Source organism: Thauera butanivorans NBRC 103042 (assembly GCF_001591165.1).
GTDB lineage: Bacteria > Pseudomonadota > Gammaproteobacteria > Burkholderiales > Rhodocyclaceae > Thauera > Thauera butanivorans.
On record NZ_BCUG01000148.1, the window covers coordinates 1 to 681 of the forward strand.

At 67.8% G+C, this 681-nt stretch carries 1 protein-coding gene; it reads left to right on the forward strand.

All coding sequences use genetic code 11. The annotated features are described in order from the left end of the window. Position 1: 1 nt before the first annotated feature. Positions 2 to 681, forward strand: a 680-nt coding sequence (locus tag TBU01S_RS22755; RefSeq protein ID WP_068639745.1) for an acetaldehyde dehydrogenase (acetylating), incomplete at its 3' end; no start/stop codon positions are given.

The following is a 681-nucleotide window of genomic DNA, read 5'->3' on the forward strand; positions in this document are numbered from 1 at the left end:
GATCGGCCCGGGCAACATCGGCACCGATCTGCTGTACAAACTCAAGCGCAGCGCGGTGCTGGAACCGGTGTGGATGGTGGGCATCGACGCCGCCTCCGAAGGCCTGGCGCGCGCGCGCGAACTGGGCCTCAAGACCACCGCGGACGGCGTCGACGGCCTGCTGCCGCACGTGCGGGCCGACGGCGTGCAGATCGCCTTCGACGCCACCTCGGCCTACGTCCATGCCGAGAACAGCCGCAAGCTCAATGCGCTGGGCGTGCTGATGATCGACCTCACCCCGGCGGCGATCGGCCCGTTCTGCGTGCCGCCGGTCAATCTGGCCGAGCACGTCGGCAAAGGCGAAATGAACGTCAACATGGTCACCTGCGGCGGCCAGGCCACGATCCCGATGGTCGCCGCCGTGTCGCGCGTGCAGCCGGTGGCCTACGGCGAGATCGTCGCCACCGTGTCATCGAAATCCGCCGGCCCGGGCACGCGCAAGAACATCGACGAATTCACCCGCACCACCGCCGGCGCGGTCGAGAAAGTGGGCGGCGCCAGGCAGGGCAAGGCCATCATCATCCTGAACCCGGCCGAACCGCCGCTGATCATGCGCGACACGGTGCACTGCCTGACCGAGACCGAACCCGACCAGGAAAAGATCACCGCCTCGATCCACGCCATGATCGCCGAAGTGCAGAA